Origin of the sequence: Pseudovibrio sp. JE062 (genome assembly GCF_000156235.1) — a bacterium.
In the GTDB taxonomy this organism is placed as follows: Bacteria; Pseudomonadota; Alphaproteobacteria; order Rhizobiales; family Stappiaceae; genus Pseudovibrio.
The window spans coordinates 373,207-395,297 of record NZ_DS996805.1 but is presented as its reverse complement, the minus strand read 5'-3'; the positions used below and the strand labels follow the sequence as shown (position 1 = coordinate 395,297).

Here is a 22,091-nt window from a genome sequence, read left to right as displayed (position 1 = left end):
CCTACAAAAAAAATCGGCCGCCGAGGGTTTCGGCGACCGATTATATTCAAATTTTAAGCGGATCAGAAGCGTGTACCACCGCTGAGCTTGAATACCTGCGTTTCATCAACATCGTTTTTGAGCACAGGCCAAGCAAAGTCAGCACGCAGCGGTCCAAACGGAGACTGCCACAGCACGCCAAAGCCGACAGACGCACGAAGATCAAAGTCCTCTGACTGGATCTTGCCTGGTGTCGCGCTTCCACCTGGGTTTGTGATCGCATTTGCAAGATCACTATCAACACCCCACAAGGAACCTGCATCAGCAAACACAGCACCTGACAAACCAAGCTCTTCCGGGAAGACCGGGAATGGGAACTGACCTTCAACGGTAGCAGCTACATAGTATTTACCACCAAGAGCGTCACCACCCACCTCATCGCGAGGACCGTAACCGTTCGTAGCAAAACCACGAATGCGATCAGGTGAGCCCTGGAACTGATCAGTCACACGTAGACGATTACCGATGGACTCAATGTAACCAGCTGAGCCTTTCACAAGACCAACAAGGCCCCATTCAGCATAAAGCTCTTCAAATGCGCTCGCTTTGAACTGGCCGCGAAGATACTGAGACTGCCCACCAAGACCAGCAACTTCTTGCTCATAAGTAGCAAGATACCCATCACGCGGATTCAGGTTGTTGTCCAATGTGTTGTAAACAAGTGAGAAACCGGCAAGAGACGTAGTGTACTCGCCGAGAGAGTCACAGACACCCAAAGATACACCGTCTGCACAATCGTTAATGCCATTGGAGTCACTACGTGTCAGATCACGCTGATAAAGCTTGTAGAACAAGTTCAGCGTCAACTCGTCTTCACGAAGAGGAAGGCCAAAATTGACCGCACCACCAGTTGTCTGCTCATCATATGCACGAGAGCTATTCTGATTGTATACCCGACGGTAAACATCCAGACCTGCAGAGATACGGCGTCCCATGAAGAATGGCTCAACAAACTTGAACTCATACTTCTGGTTATCGGTACCACCACCAACAGCAGCTTTAACGTACTGACCACGACCAAGGAAGTTGCGCTCGGTGATGGAGATATCACCGATCACACCATCAGAGGTGGAGTAACCCACACCAAATGAAACTTCACCGGTTGGCTGCTCTTCAACATCCACATTAATGATCACACGGTCAGGAGCACTGCCCTGCTGACGGGTAATGCGAACATTTTCGAAATAGCGGGTATTGCGCAGACGACGTTCAGCCTTGTCCAACAGAATACGGTTATATGCATCACCTTCAGCAAGATCAAACTCGCGGCGGATTACGTATTCGCGTGTGCGGTCGTTACCACGAACATTGATACGCTCGATGTAAACACGAGGACCTTCTTCGATCAGGTAAGTGATCGAAACAGTCTTATTCTCGTAATCACGCTCACCACGAGGGCGAACCTGAGCGAACGCGTAGCCTGCTTTGGAAACTTCCAGCGTCAGAGCTTCAAGCGTCTTTTCAACTTCGAGAGAGTTGTAAGTATCGCCAGATTGCGTACGCAGATACTGACGCATAGCTTCTGGGTCGATCGCGGATAGAGAGGTATCGATTTCGATATCACCGAACTCGTACTGCTCACCTTCATCAACAGTGAAAGTCACGTAGAAGATGTTCTGCTCACGGTCCAGATCTGCAACGGCAGAAACAACGCGGAAGTCAGCGTAACCCTTCTGGTAGTAGAACTGACGCAGAGCTTCCTGATCCACCTCAAGGCGGTCTGGATCATAAACGTCGGTTGTACGCAACCAGCCGAGGAACCCACTTTCACGGGTCTGGATTTGCTCACGCAAGTAGCCGTCGGAGAAAGCTTTGTTACCAATGAAGGAAATACGGGCAACGCCAGTTTTATCACCTTCTTCGATTTCAAAAACCAGGTCCACACGGTTATTAGCGCGCTCAATAATCTTCGGCTCAACAGACGCACGATAGCGACCGGAGCGACGATAAGCTTCCAGAAGGTTCTGAGCATCAGACTGAACACGCGCCCGTGTCAGCATGGAACGCTCGGAAGAACGAACAACTGATTGCAGAGCCTGGTCTGTCAGTCGCTTGTTACCTTCGAAGGAGATTTTGCCGATAACTGGGTTTTCTTTAACATCAACAACAAGAGTGCCGCCGCGCTGCTCAATGGAAACATCAGCAAACAGACCGGTCGCATAAAGCGTGGTCAGGCTCTCGTCGATATCAATTGCAGAAAACGATTTTCCTGGACGGATAGTCAGGTAGTTACGAACTGTTTCATCTTCGATGCGGGTAGCACCGTTGACGACAATCTTGTTAACCACCGCGGCCTCGGCAACCCCTGCTCCGATGAACGGAACCCCAACCGGAGCAACTGTACTAGTAGCTGCAACGGCCATTGCCAAAAGCGACACACGTGACAGGTTCTTAAATGACTGCATAGAACTGCTATGCCTTTTATTTTCAGCCTGAAGTTGCACTAGTCCCCTGATCCTCAGATCACTAATGCGCTTCAGGGTAATGGATAGAATCTGAAACACCTAGGAACTTTGTACAAGGTTTTCAGAGTAAAGCAAGGCGCCACAACCGGATTTAATGCAATTTGCCCAATCCTTTGCTCAGGCTTTGGTTACGCAACTTACCTAAGAGCCGATTATCGACCGCAGATCATTCCAGGTCGCAAAAACCATTAGAAGTAGAACCAGAGTGATTCCGATACGGAACCCGAAATCCTGCAGTTTTTCACTCAACGGCTTCCCCCTTACAATCTCGATGATGTAGTACAGCAAGTGCCCCCCATCCAGCATGGGAACCGGCATGAGGTTGAGTAAACCAATAGAAATTGACAAAACTGCGGTAAGGTTAATTAGCGGTAAAATACCATGGGTCGCAACTTGCCCTGAAATTTGCGCTACGCGAATCGGACCACCCAGTTGATCCGGATCTTCTTTACCAAGGAAGAGACCGCCAATATAACCCAATGTCCTGTCTAGAATATACCATGTCTCTTTTACCCCTTCACCTACGGCTTCCACGGGGCCAAATCGCTTCACTATGATATCTTCTTGGGAAGTATTCCTCTGAATACCCAGAATGCCAACTTTCTGAGTGTTTCCAAAACCATCACTGATTTCCTGCAGTTCCGGCGTTGCCGTCAATCGTTCAATCGCATCACCGCGCTCAACATCGATTTCCATCGGAACGCCTGCGCTCGCAGTCACGAGACGCTGAACATCGCTGAAGCTCTCTACAGGGCTGCCATCAATGGCAACAATCAGGTCCCCTGGCATCATGCCAGCCATCTCGGCAGCACTGCCCGGACGCACCTGATCCACACGCGGCAATGTTTCGTATTTTCCTAAAAATCCAAACATTGCTGCAAAGATAAGAATAGCGAGGATAAAATTGGCAATAGGCCCTGCGGCCACAATTGCGGAGCGCTGCCACGGGTTTTTTGCAAAGAATGCAGTCCGGCGCGTCTCTTCATCCATTCTGGCCTGTTCATCGCGATCCGGAACACTTGCAGCATTCTCATCACCGGAGAACTTCACATAGCCACCCAGCGGGATGGCGCAAACCTTCCAGCGCGTACCGTGCTTGTCATCACGGCCAAACAACTCCGGTCCAAACCCGACTGAAAACGCAAGAACCCTGACGCCGCACCAACGCGCAACGAGGAAATGCCCTAACTCATGGAAAAACACGACCACGGTAAGCACAGCCAAGAAAGGGATGATGACTCCGAGCGAACCACCAAGAACTGAACTCAGAACGTCCATGCGAACAGCCTTACCTTATTTTTTAAAGGAAGCGCCGGATTAGGCGGCCATCTTCCCAATAACTTCGTTTGCAACTCGACGCGCTACCTGATCCAACTGAAGAATCTCCTCCAGCTGATCCGAACAATCTAGCATATTTTGCGTATGAAGCCGATTCAGAACATCCTCAAGAAGCTCTGATATCTGCAGGAAATCGATCTTCCGTCCAAGAAACGCTTCCACGGCAACTTCGTCCGCTGCATTAAAAACAGTGCCTGCCCCGTCACCCATCTCCATCACACGCCGTGCGAGTGAAAGAGCAGGAAAACGCTCTAAATCAGGCTTTTCAAAGTCCAGACGCCCGATCATCCCCAGATCAAGATCCGCAACCGGAGCTGTCTTTCGGGTTGGCCAGGCCAGACAGTGAGCAATAGGTCCACACATATCCGGAACGGACATATGGGCCAATAATGACCCATCACAATATCTAACCATCCCATGGACAATTGATTGTGGATGGACCACCACATCCAGCTGATCCGACGTAATCGGGAACAAATGGAAAGCCTCAATCAGCTCCAAACCCTTGTTCACCATGGAGGCACTATCAATGGTGATGCGCTGCCCCATGGACCAGTTAGGATGCTTCAAAGCCATCTCAGGCGTAGCAACCCGCATCTCGTCCAGCGTGGATTTACGGAACGGCCCACCAGATGCAGTCACAATCACCTTGTCGACGGCTTTAGGGTCATCCTGCTCAAACACCTGAAAGATCGCATTATGCTCAGAGTCCATTGGCAGCAGCTTGGAGCCGTGCTTCTCAGTCAGGTCACACACAATGGTGCCCGCACAAACCATGGTCTCTTTGTTGGCCAGCGCAATATTGCTGCCAGCCTTGATGCCTTCAACGGTCGGCTCAAGCCCTGCAGCGCCAACCATGGCAGAAACAAGCAGATCAACTTTCTGGCCTGCAGCCTCTAGCACCGCTGCACGGCCTGCAGAAACCTCAACACCAGAACCAGCCAGAGCGGCTTTCAGTTCGTCATACTTGCTGGCATCGCCAATCACAGCACGTTTTGCATTGGTTTCGCGGCACGCTTTGGCAAGTGCCTCAACATTCCGGCCCGCAACAAGTGCGTTGACCTCATAGCGCTCAGGGCTGTGGGCGATAACTTTGAGCGTACTGGCTCCAACCGATCCGGTTGCTCCCAACACTGAGAGGGACTTTGTCATATCAACAACCCTTGCAAATCAAACAGTCAGCACATGAAGCTGCAAACAGGCATCCTTAGGATGCAAAGAGCATCAACCCAGCGTTTGGATTAAACAGCTGACCGCCAAGCACAACACCAATCACATAGGAGAACACTGCAGCAGCAACAAGACCATCCACACGATCAAGCAGGCCACCATGCCCCGGAATGAGACGGCTGGAATCCTTGACTTTAAAGCGACGTTTCATGGAGCTTTCAAACAGATCACCAAGCTGGGAGACCGCAGAAAGCACAACTGCAAGACCAAACGCCCAAATCAGTTGAGATCCACCGACAACAGCAACAAAACCCATTCCCAGCAGGGAAGAGAAGAAAACGCCGCCAAGCGCACCGCTCCAGGTCTTATTTGGTGAAACAGCAGGCCAGAGCTTAGGACCACCAAAGCTGCGACCACAGACATAGGCTGCAATGTCAGTGCCCCAGACCACGAGGAAGAGGTAAATGATGAAGAACAGTCCTTCATCCCCTTCCCGCAATGCCAGAAGCGAAACAAAAGTCAGGCCTGCATAAACAAAGCCTTCACTCACCCAGCGCGAAATACGGTCGAAACCGCCAGCGCTATAGAGCACCACAGCACCAGCAATCAGCGCACCGGCAATCCAGAGCGGCTGAGCCTGAAAATAGGCAAATCCAATAAACAGAAGAAATAGGTAACCCAACAGCACAACAGGGCGCTGGGTGTTTTGCAGAATGATCTTGTACCATTCCCAATAAACAATCAGCATACCAACCAGCACAAGACCGGCAAACCAGAAACCACCTGCCCATGTCAGCGCCAAGGCGACAGGAGCTAGAATAACTGCGGAAAGAGCGCGTACCAGCAAATCAGGGTTTGCAGTAAGTACGCGCCGGATAATTCCTCCGGAGGCGCCTTCAGAATTGTTCTGATTGTTTTTATCAGGCATTACGTCCCAGTCGCGTCAGAGCTCAAACCCCCGTACCGCCGGTCGCGGTTAGAGAACGCCAGCAAAGCATCGTCAAAAGCACCTGAATCGAACTCAGGCCAGGGCGTAGGAGCGAAATAGAATTCGGCATATGCTGCCTGCCACAACAGGAAGTTGGAAAGACGCTGCTCTCCCCCCGTGCGGACAATGAGGTCCGGATCCGGCATTTCATGGGTATCCAGACAAGCACTGACATCATCCTCCCCGATGTCAGCAGCCTTCAACTCACCAGCTTCCACGCGTTCGGCCAGCTTACGGGCAGCCCGGACGTATTCGTCCCGCGCACCGTAGTTAAAAGCAATCACCAGAACCAACCCGGTGCAATGCGCAGTTTTCTGCTCCGCATCATTAAGCAGGGTCAGCATGGATTTATCGAGATTTTCCTTGGACCCGATAACGCGAACCTTCACATTGGCTTTCACCAGATCTTTAAGGTCGTCGTAAACAAACCGGCGCAGCAGAGCCATCAGGAAGGAAACTTCCTGTTGCGGGCGCGACCAGTTCTCAGAGGAAAAACTAAACAGCGTCAGGTAGGAGATCCCGCGCTTTTGTGCGTGTTTAACGGCTTCGCGCAGTGTTTTCACACCGCGCCGATGCCCTTCAGTACGCGGAAGACCACGGCGCTGAGCCCAACGCCCATTGCCATCCATGATGATGGCGACGTGACGAGGCACACTCAAAAGTCCGATGTCGGAATTTGTATCTACTGCCTCAAATTCAACAGTCGCCGTCATATAGTCCCCGCTCTCAAACAGGATTAAACCTGCTTGATCTCCTGTTCTTTTTTGGCAAGTACGGAATCGACTTCGCCAATGATGTCGTCGGTCATCTTCTGAACCATGTCAGAAGCAGAACGCGCATCGTCTTCGCTCATTTCACCAGCTTTTTCGAGCTTTTTGATGGTGTCCATACCATCACGGCGAACATGACGTGCAGCGATCTTTGCTTGCTCGGCATATTTATGCGCAACTTTGACGAGTTCTTGACGACGCTCTTCATTAAGCTCAGGAATTGGCAGACGCAGGATCTGACCATCCACAACAGGGTTCAGACCAAGGCTGGATTCACGGATTGCCTTTTCAGTGGCAGCAACCATGGACTTGTCCCAGACCTGAACAGAAAGCATGCGAGGCTCTGGAACACTTACTGTTGCGACCTGGTTGATCGGCATTGGAGCGCCATAAGCGTCCACACTGATTGTGTCCAGCATACTTGCAGAAGCACGACCAGTACGAAGACCAGCAAATTCATGCTTCAAAGCTGTGATCGCACCATTCATGCGGCGGTCAAGATCGTCATAGTCCAGCTCTGACATAATTTCCTCTTTCACCTATCATTTATCGGACCGGCTTCCGAAAATTGAAAACCGGCCCAGGTCAAATTCTAACTTTAAAAACGCCAGTTGACGTTGATCAGTCTTCAATGACCGTAAATAGCCCCTGCCCGCGCAGCACATTAACAAGCGCGCCGGAGGTCTTGATGGAAAAGACAACTACAGGAATAGAGTTGTCTCGGGCAAGTGCAATCGCGGTCGCATCCATGACTTTCAGGTTCTTTTCAAGAACTTCCCCTGGTGTAAGCGTCTCAAAACGCTTCGCATCAGGCTTCAGCTTAGGATCAGCGTCATAAACGCCATCAACACTGGTGCCCTTAAGGAACACATCACACTGCATCTCTGCCGCGCGCAGCGCCGCACCAGAATCAGTGGTAAAGAACGGATTGCCCGTACCACCAGCAAACAGAATAACGTCCCCGTCTTCCATGTAACGCTCTGCACCGCGCTGAGTAAAGCTCTCACAAATGGAAGGAACCGGAACAGCAGAAAGCACACGCGCCTGAATACCGCGCTGACGCAGGGCATCGGCAAGCGTGAGCGAGTTCATGATTGTCGCCAGCATACCCATGTGGTCACCGGTGACGCGGTTTCCGCCTTTGGCTGCCAAAGCCACACCACGGAAGATGTTACCACCACCAACAACGATGCCGAACTGCGCACCCAGGTTTACAGCCTCTGAAATTTCCGCTGCGACCCGTTCAACCACCTTTGGATCGATGCCAAAGTCCTGGTCGCCCATCAGCGCTTCCCCTGAAAGTTTCAGAAGAACTCGTTTCCAGCGAACACCATCAGACATAGTAAACCTCTTTTCATGCATCCAATACAAAGAGGGCGTCGACTGAGTCGACGCCATCAATAAATTATTTACCAGCAGCAGCAGCGACTTCAGCTGCGAAATCTGTTTCTTCTTTTTCAATACCTTCACCAAGGGCAATGCGAACAAAGCCGGTGAGTTTGATTGGAGAACCGATTTCTTTAGCTGCTTCTTCAACGGCCTTCTCTACAGTCAGATCAGGGTTGATAACGAAAGACTGCTTAACCAGTGTAACTTCTTCATAGAACTTACGCAGGCGACCTTCAACCATCTTTTCGATGATGTTTTCAGGCTTACCGGACTCACGAGCCTGTTCCATGTAAACAGTGCGCTCACGCTCAACTGCTTCTGGGTCCAGTTCGTCAGTGTTCAGTGCCATTGGGTTGGTCGCAGCAACGTGCATTGCGATCTGCTTGCCCAGCGCTGCCAGCTTGTCTGCATCGCCTGCAGATTCAAGACCAACCAGAACACCGATCTTGCCGAGGCCTTCGCCAGCAGCGTTGTGCATGTAAGAAGCAACAACACCTTCGGAAACAGACAGACCAGCAGAACGACGAAGGGTCATGTTTTCACCGATGGTGCCAACAGCTTCCTTGATTTCGCCTTCAACGGTACGGTCTGTGCCTGGGTAAGGAGCAGCAGCCAGCTTCTCAACGTCGCCATCAACGGTAAGAGCGGTCGCAGCAATGTCACGAACCAGTTTCTGGAAGTTGTCGTTACGTGCAACGAAGTCTGTTTCGGAGTTAACCTCAACAACAACAGCTTTGCTGCCTTCAGCTGCAACTGCAACAAGACCTTCAGCTGCAACACGGCCTGCTTTTTTAGCAGCCTTTGCAAGGCCTTTGGTGCGCAGCCAATCAACTGCAGCTTCCATGTCGCCGCCTGTTTCTTTCAGGGCAGCTTTACAATCCATCATGCCAGCACCGCTAGTTTCGCGGAGCTCTTTCACCATAGCAGCGGTAATGCTCATCGTACGCCTCATGGACGGGAGTGTGTCTAAAAAAATCGGAGGAAACCGACTTCCCTACGGATCTATCCGATTTATCGCATAGCGATTGTGACGGTTCGGCGCATGCGCACAAACAATCACATAAAAACTGGAGGGGAAGCGCATAAATGCGCTTCCCGAGAGAAAACCTTAGCCTTCGCTCTTGTCAGCAGCAGCTTCTTCAGAAGCTTCTTCAGCAAGTGCAGGCTCTTCAAGGAGTTCTTCAGATTCGCCGAGATCGATACCCATGGAACCGGATGCGCGTGCGATGCCGTCAATAGCAGCGCGAGCGATCAGATCGGTGTAAAGGGTAATTGCACGACCAGCATCATCGTTACCCGGAACAGGGTAAGTGATGCCATCTGGATCACAGTTGGAATCCAGGATCGCAGCAACTGGAATGCCCAGGCGACGAGCTTCCTGAATTGCGTTAGCTTCGCGGTTGGTGTCGATAACAAAGATCAGGTCCGGAATACCGCCCATGTCTTTAATACCACCAAGGTTGCGCTCAAGCTTCTGACGCTCACGGTCAAGGAACAGACGCTCTTTTTTGGTCATGCGGTTTGCATCACCACCGTCGAGCAGCTCTTCAACCTTACGCAGACGCTGGATAGACTGAGAGATCGTCTTCCAGTTGGTCAGCATGCCGCCGAGCCAACGAGCGTTGACGTAGTACTGAGCAGAGTTGCGAGCAGCTTCTGCAACAGCTTCCTGAGCCTGGCGCTTGGTACCAACCAAAAGCACGCGACCACCAGCAGCAACAGTGTCAGACACAGCTTTAAGAGCCTGGTGCAGAAGTGGAACTGTCTGACCAAGATCAAGAATGTGAATGTTGTTGCGAACACCGAAGATGTAGTTGTTCATCTTTGGGTTCCAGCGGTGCTTCTGGTGACCAAAGTGTACGCCTGCTTCAAGCAGCTGGCGCATGGTAAAATCAGGCAAAGCCATGCCTTTATTCTCCTTAGTTTTCCGGTTTAATCCTCCGCAGGGCAGCACAACCGTGCAACTCTCTAACCGGATGGAGCTCGCCACAAGGACAAACCCCGCCCTGCGTGCGGGATGGGGCGCTTATAGAACCCCTTTTCAAGAAGATCAAGCACTCAAGGTTTAAGATCAACATATAGGCCCGATTTAGTAAATCAGATCCCCCCTCACCGCGCTCTCGCAACCAGAAAGTTTACCCCTCAAACCAAAGCAACCTGTTGCGAAACCAAACTGTGGGTATGCGCATTACATATTATGTTTTTGGAAAAATTCATGGTTAACAAATCATCAACAAAAAGACTCAATTCGGACACATTTCAATATGGCACTGAAGAAACTCGTCGTAGCAGCACTTATTGCTATGACACTGGGCGGCTGCGCCAAAACCATCAAGCTTTCTGACGTTGATGCAAAGACAATCTCCAAATCCGCGGTAAAACCCGTCAAGAACCGGCATGTGAAAGAGAGCCACATCAATACCCATGGCATCCAGCATGGCCTTCTGGGTGTTGTTGTGACAACTGCCATGAATGCAGCCTCCGGCGCGTATGGCGAGATGGCCTCCATTCCGGCAGCAAAGCACGACCCACAAACCGCCATGCGCGAACGGTTGACCAAATATCTGCAGAAAACCCACAAGTTCCGCTTTAAGGGTACGATCAAGGGCCCATACAGCAAGCCAACCATCAGTGAGGAACAACGCGCAAAAGCCCTCACCAAGCTTGCCAGAGAAACCGGCTACTCCGGCTATTACCTGGATGTATCAACGGTCTTCTATCAGTCAATAATGGAAGGCGCAGGCTGGTTCGCAGATCTCGCCTACCGTTACCGCGGACGCGCGCTTCTCGTTTCAGCAAAAGACGGCAAGATCCTCGCCGCATCCACCTGCGACGTGACTGATCATTCAGATCTATCTGATCTGGCAGGCAAAGGACAAAAGAGCGTAGACCGCTTCGCCAGAAACCTTGGTTACGCTTGTGCTGAACAAGTCATCCAAAAAATCTTCTAAGACAGAAGTGAATGGCATGACCACCAATCAACGTAACATGCCCTGAAATAACAAACCCCGCCGAACATCTTCAGCGGGGTTCTTTTGTGCAAATGCCAATGCAGACTAAGACATCTGAACGTCCATCACACCGGGGAGCGTTTTCAGCGCACCCGAAAGCTGAGGGGAGAGCTGATAATTGCCCGGCAGTTTGACCTCCACCTCACGCTGACCATCATCCAGCAGCACAACGCAGCTCACTTCACCATCCCCACCGCGGCGCAACTGACGCTGCAGGCTCGCAATCGGCTCATCAGAGCCAAGGAAGATGCGAAGGGTCCGATGCACCCTGCCCGCCACTTTCTCTAGCGGCTCCACTTGCGAGATGCGAACGCTGACTTCCTCGTCCCGCATATCCGCCTGCACCAACAGTACGACAGAAGCCCCCGGCTCCAGAAGATCGCGGCACTGGTTCAGCGTTTCGGAGAACATCACCGCTTCATACTGCCCGGTCGGGTCCGAGATGCGCACAATACCCATCTGGTTTCCGGTGCGCGTCTTGCGCTCCTGCTTGGCAGTAACCGTGCCTGCCAGACGCCCGGCGGAAGAACCAGCCTTCACCGAGCGCTCAAAGTCCTTCCAAAGCTGCACACGCAATTTGGTAAAGAGCTCACGGTATTCATCCAGCGGGTGTGCCGAGATATAGAAGCCAACGGCAGCATGCTCTTTCTGCAAGCGCTCCGACGGCAACCATGGATCGGTCGGATTAAGGATCAATGGCTCAGGAGCGTTGTCACCGCCAAAGAAGTCGTTCTGCCCCGAATTCTTATTCTCTTCTGTACGCTGCGCCATGCCGATGATGCGATCAAGACCATCCAGCAACTGGGCGCGGTTTGGATTGAGCTCATCAAAGGCACCAGCAGAGATCAGGTTTTCGATGGTGCGCTTATTCAGAACCTTCGGACTGATGCGGGTCGCAAAGTCGGCCAGATCCTTGAATGGTTCGTCGCCGCGCACCTCTACGATATGCTCTACAGCCTGCTCACCCACGCCTTTGATCGCGCCCATGGCGTAAACAATCTTGCCGTCCTGCACATCAAAGTGCACACCGGATTTATTGACGTTCGGCGGCACCACCTCAATGCCCATACGCATCGCTTCCTGACGGAAGTCACTCAGCTTATCAGTGTTGCCAAGATCGAGCGTCATGATACCGGCCAGGAACTCCACCGGATAGTTCGCTTTGAGCCAGGCCGTCTGATAAGCCACCAGCGCATAAGCAGCCGCGTGTGATTTGTTAAAGCCGTAGTTCGCGAACTTAGCCACCAGGTCGTAAATCATACCGGCCTGGTCTTTATCCACCTTCTGCTCAACAGCACCCTCAACGAAGCGGGCACGCTGGATCTCCATTTCAGAGGCGATCTTCTTACCCATCGCACGGCGCAGCAAATCCGCTTCACCGAGAGAGTAACCAGAAAGCACCTGCGCGATCTGCATCACCTGCTCCTGATAAACGATAATACCGTTCGTCTCTGTCAGGATCGGCTCCAGCAACGGGTGAAGATAATCAGGCTCCTGCTCGCCATGTTTCACGGCGTTGTAAATCGGAATGTTGTCCATCGGGCCCGGACGATACAGAGCCACCAGCGCAACGATATCTTCAAAGCGGTCAGGCCGCATACCCGCAATCGCGCGGCGCATGCCCTGACTTTCCAGCTGGAACACACCAACGGTCTCACCCGCCGCCAGAAGCTTATAGGTCAGCGGATCATCGATCGGGATCTCTTCAATCTTCACTTCGATGCCGCGCTTCTTGATATGCGAAACCGCCGTATCAATCACCGTCAGCGTTTTGAGGCCAAGGAAGTCAAACTTCACCAAACCGGCAGCTTCCACCCACTTCATGTTGAACTGGGCAACCGGCATGTCAGAGCGCGGATCTCGGTAAAGCGGAACCAGCTGTTCCAGTGGACGGTCGCCAATCACCACACCCGCTGCGTGAGTAGACGCGTGACGGTAAAGACCTTCCAGCTTCATCGCCATTTTCAAAAGACGATCAACAACCTCTTCCTGCTTGGCAGCTTCACGAAGCCGAGGCTCCTGCTCCAGCGCCTCAGGCAAAGTACATGGGTTGGCCGGGTTACCAGGCACCAGCTTACTCAAGCGATCCACCTGACCATATGGCATCTGTAGAACACGGCCCACATCGCGCAGCACCGCCTTGGCCTGCAGCGTTCCGTAGGTAATGATCTGCGCCACCTGCTCGCGGCCATACTTGCGCTGCACATACCGGATCACTTCTTCTCGCCGGTTCTGGCAGAAGTCGATATCAAAGTCCGGCATGGACACACGTTCCGGGTTCAGGAAGCGTTCGAACAGAAGCGAGAACCGCATAGGGTCAAGGTCAGTAATGGTGAGTGACCACGCAACCAGCGACCCCGCACCGGAACCACGCCCCGGCCCCACCGGAATATCTTCGTTCTTCGCCCACTTGATAAAGTCCGCAACGATCAGGAAGTAGCCTGGGAACTTCATGCGGATAATGATGCCCAGCTCGTAGTCCAGACGGTCCCAGTAATCTTTCTCTTCCAGATCCGGTGCCAGACCATGCACATCAAGACGCGCCTGCAGGCCTTCTTTCGCCTGACGGGTCAGCTCTTCCGCCTCTGCCCGTTCTGCTTCTTCAGCATCGGCATCTGCCCCGGCAAAGCGCGGCAGGATTGGCGCGCGTTTCAACGGGCGATAATGACAGCGCTGCGCAATCACAACAGAGTTCTCAAGCGCCTCCGGCAGATCGGAGAACAGCTCCATCATCTGTTCGCGGGTCTTGAAACAGTGCTCCGGTGTCAGCTGGCGTCGGTCGGTCTCAACAAGAACGCGACCTTCAGAAATCGCGATCAGAGCATCGTGTGCTTCATAATCATCCGGGTTCGGGAAGAACGCTTCGTTGGTCGCGACAATTGGAATATTCAATTCATAGGCAAGGTTCAGGAGCTCAGGCTCAACATCTTCCTCGCCCTTCATATTGTGGCGTTGCAGCTCCACATAGAGGCGATCCCCAAACGTGTTCTGCAACAGCTCCAGACGGGATTTGGCAAGGTCAACATGCCCTTCACGAAGCTGAGAGTTGATCGGCCCTTCACTCGCACCCGTCAAAACAATCACGCCACCTGATTTATTCAGCACGCGCGAAATGGGAACATTCGCCTTGAACCCCGGCTCCGTATCAAGGAACGCACGAGACACCAGATCCATCAGGTTCTCGTAGCCCTCCTCATTCGCAGCGAGCAGTACCAGATCGCTCACCGCATCATCACCAGAGACATCGGGCTGATCTTCGAAGTTGACAGAGACCTGACACCCGATGATCGGTTGCATCCCGGCGCCAAAGGCTTTTTCAGAAAACTCCAGCGCACCAAAAAGGTTGCCGCTGTCCGTGATCGCCAGTGCGGGCTGCTCATCCTTGGAGGCAAGGTCAATCAGCTTGCCGATAGGCAATGCCCCTTCAAGCAGAGAGTAAGCTGAGTGAACACGGAGATGGACGAATCCTGGAGATGACATCTTGAGCCTTTTGGTTCGCAAGGTGTGCGCGACAGTAGCACCTCATTTGGAGGACCCAAAAGCAAAATGCAATTCCTTGGCAAATCGCACCACCGGTTATCCCGAGTTTCCCAACGCCTACTCCCAAGGAACTTACGGGAGCATCTGTGTCAGAGCATCACCCCACATCAGGCAGCTGCTTGCAAAAAGAACAATAGAACCGAATGCTGCTGTTTCACGAAGTACGAATGACATAACAAACACCCTCAATTTGAACTCTGTTTGTATCTGTTATGTTCTACCATTGTTCTCATTTGCACAACCCCTAATTCGGCTGGGTCAAACTCATAGTTAATGAGTGGTATACGCATATGTCCTGTGAAAGCAGAGCAAGCCAATTCCCTCATCAACTCAATGAGTTGAGAACTAGATCAAAGTTAATGCTGGAAGAAAAGGCGTGCGGTCACACGCTCTGGAAAGGAACTCGAGCCACAAGAACAACGGCATCAAAACGAGAACAGAGCCTCAAAACGCAAAATGCCAGCGACCGTATCGCTGGCATTTGATTCTTACTCAGACTTTCACAGAAAGCGCCCTAAGGCAGCTCCACCACTTTACCGTCGCGAAGCGTAATTCGGCGGTCCATCTGCTTGGCCAGTTCCAGATTGTGCGTCGCCAACAGCGCCGCCACACCGGAAGCGCGGACCAGTGCGGTCAGGGCCTCAAACACATACTGAGAAGTATTTGGATCAAGGTTTCCTGTCGGCTCATCTGCCAGCAGCACACGCGGTGCATTGGCAACTGCACGGGCAATGGCAACACGCTGCTGCTCACCACCGGAAAGCTCTGCCGGACGATGGCTCTCACGCTCAGCAAGACGCATATAGGAGAGCAACTGACACGCCCGCTCTTCAGCATCCTTGCGTTTCAGCCCGCAAATCATCTGCGGCAAAGCGATGTTCTCCAGCGCGGTGAACTCAGGCAGCAACTGGTGGAACTGATAGACGAACCCCACTTCAGTGCGGCGAATAGCAGTGCGCGCATCATCATTGAGCTTGGAGCACTCACGCCCGCCAATCATCACCTCACCGCTCTGCGGCTTCTCCAGCAGGCCTGCAAGGTGCATCAGCGTGGATTTACCGGCGCCAGACGGCGCCACTAGCGCAACCATCTCCCCCTCATAGAGATTGAGATCCGCGCCCTTCAGAATCTCCAGCTTGCTCTTGCCTTCATCATAGCTGCGAACCACGTTCTGCAGGCTGAGCACAGGAACACGCTCTTCACCTTCAAGCGAAACACCAGCAACCGGTTTTGTTGGTTTGTTCATCATTCGTAGCGCAAAGCCTCAACAGGATCGAGCCGGGCTGCGCGCCAGGCAGGGTAAATCGTAGCAAGCAGGCTCAACACAAGAGCCATGATCACAACACTCGCAGTCTCGCCTGGATCCATCTCAGCCGGAAGCTTGGAAAGGAAGTAGAGCTCAGGCGAGAACAACTCCGTCGCGGTCAGCCAGGAAATCGCCTGGCGAATGCTTTCAATGTTCCAGCACACCACCGTACCCAGAATGAAGCCAGCAAACGTGCCGATAGTACCAATGCTTGCACCAGTGATGATGAAAATCCGCATAACGGCACCGCGGGTCGCCCCCATGGTGCGCAGCACTGCAATGTCTCGGCCCTTGTCTTTCACCAGCATGGTCATACCGGAAATGATGTTAAGAGCCGCCACAAGAACAATCAGCGTCAGGATCAGGAACATCACGTTGCGCTCAACTTCAAGCGCAGAGAAGAACGTCATGTTGCGCTGGCGCCAGTCTGAAACAAACACAGGCCGCCCGGCTTCCTCTTCAATCATAGGACGCAGCGGACCAACAGCATCCGGGTCGTCTGCATAGACCTCAATGCCAGTCGCCAGACCTTCTTTGTTGAAGTAAAGCTGCGCTTCGTTGAACGGCATAAACGCGATGGTGCCGTCATATTCACTCATGCCAATCTGGAAGATTGCGGAGACAGGATAGCCCTTCACACGCGGTGTCATCCCCATCGGGGTGATACTGCCACGCGGGGTAATCACACGAACCGTATCCCCAACCGTCACACCAAGCTGGCGCGCAAGGCGGGAACCAATCGCGATGCCCTCGCCCTCGTCAAAGCCTTCCAGCGTACCAAGCAGAACATTGCCGGAAACAAGGTCCAGCTTATCAAGATCAGACTTGTGAACACCGCGAAACAAAGCGCCAAGATCAGCGCTCGGGCCGGAGATCATCGCCTGTCCTTCAACAAACGGCATGGCAAAATCCACACCGTCGATGCCAGCCAGCTTGACGGAGGTTTCCTGATAATCATTGAGCGGACTATCAATCGGCTGAACCAGCACGTGCCCGTTAATGCCAAGAATTTTGGTCAGCAGCTCTGTACGGAACCCATTCATCACCGCCATGACGATAATCAGAGTTGCAACGCCCAAAGTGATCCCCAAAAAGGAAAGACCGGCAATAATAGAAATGAAAGTTTCTTTGCGTCTGGAGCGCAGATAACGCCCTGCCAGCATCCACTCAAAGGGTGCAAACCACCGGTTCTTTCCGGGATGAGCCGCCTGAATCTCTGCCGTCATACTAGACTATTCTCCGTTTCCGCCTGTTCAACTACTCCGTGGAATATAGGGAGCGTGAAGAGCAAGTGCCATAAGCTCTGGCAAAAAGGCCCGGCAGCGGAAAGGCCGCCGGCACCTAGCATACCATTGAAGCTAGTGAGTTACCCCAAGCTTCACTAATATCAACCTTTTAAGGCAGAAATCAGTTTGTTGACAGCCGCTTCCGGGGTCAACATTTCGCGATCACCGGCTGCACGGTCTTTCACTTCCACTTCACCAGTCTTCAGACCACGTGGGCCAACAACCAGCTGATAAGGCAGACCAATCAGGTCCATGCTTGCAAATTTCTGGCCTGCACTGGTCTTGCGGTCATCATAAAGAACCTCAATGCCAGCTTTTTCCAGCTCAGCATAAACACTCTCACAAACCTCATCACACTCAGAACCGGCTTTCATGTTGATCAGACCAACATGGAACGGTGCCACTTCTTTCGGCCAGATAATGCCATCATCATCATGACAAGCTTCAATGATCGCGCCCAGCAAACGGGAAACACCGATGCCGTAAGAACCCATCTGAACAGGCACTTCCTTGCCTTCAGCGGTCATCACCTTCGCGCCCATTGGCTCGGAGTACTTGGTGCCAAAGTGGAAGATGTGGCCAACTTCAATACCGCGTGCAGACACTTTCTTGTCTTCCGCAACAGCACCAAACGCAGCTTCATCGTACATTTCGTCAGTCGCAGCGTATGGAGTGGTCCACTGCTCGATGATACCGGAAAGATCACCATCAAAGTCGGTGTCTTCACCTGGAATTGGCAGATCTAGAATGTCCTTGTCCAGGAACACTTCACTCTCACCGGTAGACGCCAGCACGATGAACTCGTGAGACAGATCACCACCGATTGGACCAGTGTCCGCTTTCATAGGAATAGCTGTCAGACCCATGCGCGCGAAGGTACGCAGGTACGCCACGAACATACGGCGATACGCTTCGGTTGAGCGCTCTTTGTCCAGATCGAAAGAGTAAGCGTCCTTCATCAGGAACTCACGACCACGCATCACACCAAAACGAGGACGCACTTCATCGCGGAACTTCCACTGAATGTGATAAAGGTTCAGCGGTAGATCCTTGTAGGAGCGCACGTAAGAACGGAAGATATCTGTGATCATCTCTTCGTTGGTTGGGCCAAAGAGCATTTCGCGCTCATGACGGTCCTCAATGCGCAGCATCTCTTTGCCATACGCATCATAGCGGCCACTTTCGCGCCACAGATCAGCTGGCTGAATGGTTGGCATGAGCAACTGCACCGCACCTGAGCGGTTCTGCTCTTCTTCAACAATACGTTGAATCTTGTTCAGCACACGGTGGCCAAGCGGCAGCCATGCATAAATCCCGGCTGACTGCTGACGGATCATACCAGCACGCAACATCAGGCGGTGCGATACAATCTCGGCTTCTTTCGGAGTTTCCTTCAAAATAGGCAGGAAATATCGGGACAAACGCATTAGTTTAACTCTTCAGTTTTTAAGGCTAGCAAGCTCAGGTTCACCACCAAGCTTCTCTTCTATGCCTTCTTAGCAAGCAGAACGCTCGTTGTAACTGCCAACATGGCTATATGCCAATTTTCTAAGAGACATTTCCCCATGCACGCGGCTTTTGGCCCACCCTTGCTGCTGCAGTGCACAGGATTTCCCAAAAATTATAGCTAAAATTTTAGGCAAGCAAAAAATTGCGGCGAATTGATACAAAATGATGACAAACAATTGTGATTACGCTAGTGTCTGTCCAACAACAAAAACAGCACCCTTAAGCGGTGTTGCAAGGTATCGCGATCTTTAGTCTTGGGAGGAAGGTTCTCGGGCGCCCGTTATGGTTGCAGCCGGCACTCTACGCAAGTGCAAAGAGAACATTTAGACGCGGAACTCGTTCTAATAGCAAGGCTTCGGCCTTGCTTTTTTTTCGCGGTTTTCCGCCATTTCCACTCAGTGAAACCTACTCAGCATAGCCGCAAGCAAACCACAAACACGCAAAAGCGCCTGCACGCATAACGTTATAGTCATCTCAGCACAAATCGGCCGGCCCCTGAAACGCAAAAAGCGATTCCGTAGAATCGCTCAGCATTCGTTTTGATGGGGTATGTCTGTAACTCTCTGATTTCGCGCCACACATTTGATGTGCAAAAGCAAAATCAGGACGGGGCATTGCCCATAAACTGATCAACCAGTGGAAACAGCTGAGCCCCAAGACCAGACTCAAGAAACCAATAGACCCCGGCAAACACGATAGTCGTGACGATGGTGTTGATGATCACCTTCTTCAGCAACTGCGGGTTTTTGGGAGCACTCTCGGTCGTACCGGGAATAACTTCACCCTCTTCCGCTTGCGTGCGCACCCCAAACGGCAAAATGGCCAGAAACAAAATCCACCACATCATGAAATAGAGTGCAACGAGTAGCGGCGTAGCCATAAATCTGCTCCAGGAGTTTCTTGTTGTGTCTGCGGCTGGTCACTTATATCACAAAGCAACCAGCTAACTAGATAGTTCTACCTACAAGAAATAGGCGCAGGCCGAAAGACTTCCAGTTTTCGCAAACCACAAGTCTTTCAAAGCAAACTTAAGCCTGTTCCAACTCGGTCAGTGTGCCGAGGAAGTCTTTTGGATGCAGGAACAGAACTGGCTTGCCGTGCGCCCCGATCTTTGGCTCACCATCACCAAGAATACGCGCACCATTCGCCACCAGCTGATCACGCGCAGCAATGATGTCATCCACTTCATAGCAGATGTGGTGAATACCGCCCTGAGTATTGCGCTCCAGGAACTTATTGATCGGAGAGTTCTCGCCAAGCGGCTCCAGCAGCTCAATCTTGGTGTTTGGCAGTTCAACAAACACAGTAGATACGCCATGGTCTGGCTGCGCAACTTTGTCAGACACAATGCCGCCAAGGGTATCGCGGTACACCTTCAGCGCCTCTTCCATATCCAACACAGCAATCGCAACGTGGTTTAGTCGTCCAATCATGGCGGTCCTCCCAATAACTCTTTGCTCTAAGGAACAGATTTCCCACGCAAAGTCCATTGGATCAAAAGTCAAAGGCCGCAGATGATGCACTCACCTGCGGCCTTCAAAATCTCAAATCGTACGAAGCAATTCAGACGCGTTGCACCAGCGCTTTGCAAAGTGGCTTCTTGCCCCAATGCTCCACAACCGCATAACGCCCTGCCCGGCGCGCCGCTTCGCGAACCAGTTCAACATCACGGCGACGGCTCTTCGGAATGGAAATCACAGCACCATAAACCGCATCACGAACAGCGTCCTCAAACGGTGTACCATCCTCAGTCTCATCCGGCATGCCAAACAACACCACATCAATGTCACCCAGCAACTCACCACGACCATCAAGGATGAGCGAAACCGTCACGCAGCCGCCATAAGAAAGCTTGCGGCGCTCCTGCACGCCAGTCTCTTCCGGAGCTGCCACCAGACGACCATCGCGAACAAGGATACCAGCCGGCGCTTCATCAATGACCTTCAGCCCACCCGGATGCAGACGAACCATGTCGCCATCACGGATGATCTTGACGTCTTTCACGCCTTTGCTCTCGGCAAAGTCCTTATGGCACTGCAAATGCAGCGGTTCGCCGTGAACCGGCAGAACCTTCTTCGGGCGCACAAGGTTATAAACCTGATCCAGCTCACCACGTCGTGGATGCCCGGAAACGTGCACCAATGCATCACGGTCTGTCACCACCTGAAGACCTTGCTGGGTCAACTGGTTGATGATGCCGTAAACAGCCTTTTCATTACCCGGAATGGTACGACTGGAGAAGATAACCATATCGCCAGCTGACAAACCAATCAGGCGATGCTGATCACCTGCGATACGCGCCATTGCAGCACGCGCTTCACCCTGAGAACCAGTGCACAGCGCCACAACCTTATCACGCGGCAAAGAGCCATAGGTCTCTTCATCACGGAATGGAGCCAAACCATCAAGGTATCCAAGGTCGCGGGCAATCTCGACAGTTCGCTGCATGGACCGGCCAATCACCACAATCTCACGTTCCGCAGCCATCGCCGCTTCCGCCACCGCACGCATACGCGCAACGTTGGAGGCAAACGTGGTCACAGCCACGCGGTTTGGTGCTTCCTTGATGATGCGGGTCAGCTCTTCCTTCACATCCGCTTCACTCGGGCTCACCCCATCGCGGACCGCGTTGGTGCTGTCGCAGACAAAAACGTCAACGCCCTCGTCGCCCAGCTCACGCAAGCGCTGAAGGTCAATTGCTTTGCCCACACCCGGCGTCAGATCGATCTTCCAGTCACCGGAATGCAGAACCAGCTGTCCGCCGATACGGATAGCCAAAGCACACGGCTCCGGGATCGAGTGGGTCATGGTCACCAGCTCAATATCAAAGATACCGGCTTTGAACCGATCGCCCTGATTAACAACAGTCACTGGAATTTGGTAATCCGCTCCATCACCAATCAGCTTGGCTTCCAGAAGGCGTGCGGTAAACGGTGTGGCATAGACCGGTAGTTCAAGGCGTTTCCAAAGATAGGACAGCGCACCATAGTGGTCTTCATGCGCGTGGGTAATGACAATCCCGTCAATGCGGGAGCGCTCTTCTTCCAGAAACCGAATATCCGGAAGAACCAAATCCACACCCGGCATTTCAGGACCGGCGAAGGACACACCAAAATCAACGATCAGCCAGCGACGATCATCCTCAGGCCCATATCCATAAAGACCCAGGTTCATACCAATTTCGCCAACACCGCCCAAAGGCAGGAACACGAGCTCTTCAGTGCTCGACATCTAAGACTCCTTCAAAGCATGCTCTGCAGAATGGCCCCGGTTACGGAAC

General features: G+C 52.4%; 17 protein-coding genes. 1 reads left to right on the top strand and 16 read right to left on the bottom strand.

What is annotated here, in order from left to right; translation table 11 throughout:
* Positions 1-62: 62 nt before the first annotated feature.
* The 9 genes from bamA to rpsB form a co-directional block, all read right to left on the bottom strand.
* On the bottom strand, positions 63-2,444 hold the full coding sequence (bamA, locus tag PJE062_RS01780; RefSeq protein ID WP_008547293.1) for an outer membrane protein assembly factor BamA: 2,382 nt from the start codon (positions 2,442-2,444) through the stop codon (positions 63-65).
* Positions 2,445-2,645: 201 nt separating this feature from the next.
* Entirely contained in the window at positions 2,646-3,782 is a 1,137-nt protein-coding gene (rseP, locus tag PJE062_RS01775) for an RIP metalloprotease RseP (RefSeq protein ID WP_008547147.1), read from the bottom strand.
* Positions 3,783-3,821: 39 nt separating this feature from the next.
* On the bottom strand, positions 3,822-4,994 hold the full coding sequence (gene dxr, locus PJE062_RS01770) for a 1-deoxy-D-xylulose-5-phosphate reductoisomerase (RefSeq protein WP_008546639.1): 1,173 nt from the start codon (positions 4,992-4,994) through the stop codon (positions 3,822-3,824).
* A gap of 55 nt (positions 4,995-5,049) precedes the next feature.
* Complete coding sequence (locus PJE062_RS01765) at positions 5,050-5,940, bottom strand: phosphatidate cytidylyltransferase (protein WP_008546463.1); 891 nt, start codon at positions 5,938-5,940, stop codon at positions 5,050-5,052.
* Positions 5,940-6,713: an isoprenyl transferase gene (locus PJE062_RS01760; RefSeq protein ID WP_008546902.1), complete on the bottom strand. Its 774-nt coding sequence runs from the start codon at positions 6,711-6,713 to the stop codon at positions 5,940-5,942. The genes PJE062_RS01765 and PJE062_RS01760 overlap by 1 nt, the downstream gene beginning before the upstream one ends.
* A 23-nt stretch (positions 6,714-6,736) precedes the next feature.
* On the bottom strand, positions 6,737-7,294 hold the full coding sequence (gene frr, locus PJE062_RS01755) for a ribosome recycling factor (RefSeq protein WP_008546529.1): 558 nt from the start codon (positions 7,292-7,294) through the stop codon (positions 6,737-6,739).
* Between the two features lie 97 nt (positions 7,295-7,391).
* A complete protein-coding gene (pyrH, locus tag PJE062_RS01750) occupies positions 7,392-8,111 on the bottom strand; it encodes a UMP kinase (RefSeq protein WP_008546436.1) in 720 nt (239 codons plus the stop codon).
* A gap of 64 nt (positions 8,112-8,175) precedes the next feature.
* Positions 8,176-9,099, bottom strand: a complete 924-nt coding sequence (gene tsf, locus PJE062_RS01745; protein WP_008546834.1) for a translation elongation factor Ts — start codon at positions 9,097-9,099, stop codon at positions 8,176-8,178.
* Positions 9,100-9,267: 168 nt separating this feature from the next.
* Positions 9,268-10,065, bottom strand: a complete 798-nt coding sequence (gene rpsB / locus PJE062_RS01740) for a 30S ribosomal protein S2 (protein WP_014285935.1) — start codon at positions 10,063-10,065, stop codon at positions 9,268-9,270.
* Positions 10,066-10,423: 358 nt separating this feature from the next.
* Between rpsB and PJE062_RS01735 the strand changes: the two genes are divergently transcribed.
* Positions 10,424-11,110, top strand: coding sequence for a hypothetical protein (locus PJE062_RS01735; RefSeq protein WP_008546493.1), 687 nt, complete (start codon positions 10,424-10,426; stop codon positions 11,108-11,110).
* Between the two features lie 105 nt (positions 11,111-11,215).
* Here the strand turns inward: PJE062_RS01735 and dnaE are convergent, their stop codons facing one another.
* The 7 genes from dnaE to PJE062_RS01700 form a co-directional block, all read right to left on the bottom strand.
* Positions 11,216-14,650: a DNA polymerase III subunit alpha gene (gene dnaE / locus PJE062_RS01730; protein ID WP_008546382.1), complete on the bottom strand. Its 3,435-nt coding sequence runs from the start codon at positions 14,648-14,650 to the stop codon at positions 11,216-11,218.
* 574 nt (positions 14,651-15,224) lie between these two features.
* On the bottom strand, positions 15,225-15,959 hold the full coding sequence (locus PJE062_RS01725) for an ABC transporter ATP-binding protein (RefSeq protein WP_008546597.1): 735 nt from the start codon (positions 15,957-15,959) through the stop codon (positions 15,225-15,227).
* Complete coding sequence (locus PJE062_RS01720) at positions 15,956-17,179, bottom strand: lipoprotein-releasing ABC transporter permease subunit (protein WP_008546568.1); 1,224 nt, start codon at positions 17,177-17,179, stop codon at positions 15,956-15,958. The genes PJE062_RS01725 and PJE062_RS01720 overlap by 4 nt, the downstream gene beginning before the upstream one ends.
* 224 nt (positions 17,180-17,403) lie before the next feature.
* Positions 17,404-18,729: a proline--tRNA ligase gene (proS, locus tag PJE062_RS01715; protein WP_008546558.1), complete on the bottom strand. Its 1,326-nt coding sequence runs from the start codon at positions 18,727-18,729 to the stop codon at positions 17,404-17,406.
* A 683-nt stretch (positions 18,730-19,412) separates the two neighbouring features.
* Positions 19,413-19,691 carry a DUF1467 family protein gene (locus PJE062_RS01710; RefSeq protein ID WP_008546849.1) on the bottom strand — a complete coding sequence of 93 codons (279 nt, stop codon included), beginning with the start codon at positions 19,689-19,691 and terminating at the stop codon, positions 19,413-19,415.
* 148 nt (positions 19,692-19,839) lie between these two features.
* Positions 19,840-20,244 carry a methylmalonyl-CoA epimerase gene (gene mce / locus PJE062_RS01705; RefSeq protein ID WP_008547081.1) on the bottom strand — a complete coding sequence of 135 codons (405 nt, stop codon included), beginning with the start codon at positions 20,242-20,244 and terminating at the stop codon, positions 19,840-19,842.
* Positions 20,245-20,374: 130 nt separating this feature from the next.
* Positions 20,375-22,042, bottom strand: a complete 1,668-nt coding sequence (locus PJE062_RS01700) for a ribonuclease J (RefSeq protein WP_008546958.1) — start codon at positions 22,040-22,042, stop codon at positions 20,375-20,377.
* Positions 22,043-22,091 lie beyond the last annotated feature (49 nt).